At 68.8% G+C, this 1,356-nt stretch carries 1 pseudogene; it reads right to left on the bottom strand.

What is annotated here, in order from left to right:
* Positions 1 to 1,111: pseudogene (locus AC07DW_RS34510) on the bottom strand (IS110 family RNA-guided transposase); the annotation flags it as partial.
* Positions 1,112 to 1,356: the final 245 nt, after the last annotated feature.

A 1,356-nucleotide genomic window follows, 5' to 3' on the forward strand; every position in this document is an offset into this window, starting at 1 on the left:
GATCGCCTGCTTATGAGACTTCCCCTCGTCGCGCTTGCGGCGGTAGAACGCCTTGGAGACGGGGCAGTGCATGGCAGCGGCCTGGGCCGAGAGGTAGAACATCCGCAGGAGTCTTCGACTGTAGCGGCGGGGTCGGCGGAGGTTGCCGCTGATCTTGCCCGAGTCGCGTGGGACGGGGGCGAGGCCGGCGACGCCTGCGAGGCGGTCAGGGCTGCCGAAGAGGGCCATGTCTCCGCCGGTGGCTGCGATGAACTCGGCGCCGAGCATGTCGCCGATACCGGGCATGCTGGTGATCACTCCGGCGTCGGGATGCTCGCGAAACCGGCCCTCGGTCAGGGCTTGGAGCCCGGCGATCTCCTGGTCGAGGGACATCACCTCCCTCGCCAGGGTGCAGACCATCTTCGCGCAGGTCTTCTCCCCTGGGACGACGGTGAACTGGGCCTCAGCGGCGGTGACCGCGGCCTCCGCAGTGCTTTTCGCCGCGTTGAGGGTGCGCACGCCGTGATTCTTCAGCCAGGCCGCCAGCCGGCCCGTGCCGATCCGCCGCAGGGCGGCCGGGGTCTGGTAGCCCGTCAGCAGGATCAGTGCGCTCCTGGAGACGCTGTAGTCGAAGGCTCGCTCCAGGGCCGGGAAGTACTCCAGCATCTGGGCGCGGAGCCGGTTGATCGCACGGGTGCGGTCTGCGGACAGGTCCATGCGGCGGGCGGTCAGGATCCGCAGGTCCACCGCGGTCTCGCTGGTCTGTTCCAAAGGTTGCAGGTCGCGGCGCATGCGGGCGGTGTCGGCGATGGCGAAGGCGTCCTTCGCGTCCGTCTTCCCGCTGCCCCGGCAGGCGGCCGAAGCATGGTGCACGGTCCGGCCGGGGATGCAGAGCAGTTTCTGCCCGTGGTTGCCCAGGAGTGTGATCCACAGCGCGGCCCCGCCCGCGTTCAGGTCCACCGCCCAGGTGACCGGGTCGCCGTCGGCCAGCTCCAGCACGTCCGCCGAGCAGTTTCAGCAGGTCGGTCTCGCTGTTCGGCACGCGGCGGGAGAGCAGCGTCTTCCCGTCCGTGTCGGTGGCAGTGCAGTGGTGCTCGGCTTTGCCCGCATCCCCGGCCCACAGTTGGGGCATCAGGTCCTCCTCCGCCGACGGGGGTGTACTCCGTCCCAGCAGACGACCTCGCCGACGTGTCCATACGAGCGATTCAGTTCGCGCATCCCAATCAGCGGCCGAGTCGTCGCGGGGAGTCGGGCGGCCAGTCTCCTTGAGCCACAACAGCGGCGCCCACATGCCAGCCACACCCGGCTCCCCTGGGTGTCCCGGTCTTACGAGTGACCCGAATCAACCCACGAAGAAAGGTATGGATCCACAAGCTC

The organism is Streptomyces sp. NPDC045701 (genome assembly GCF_056432045.1).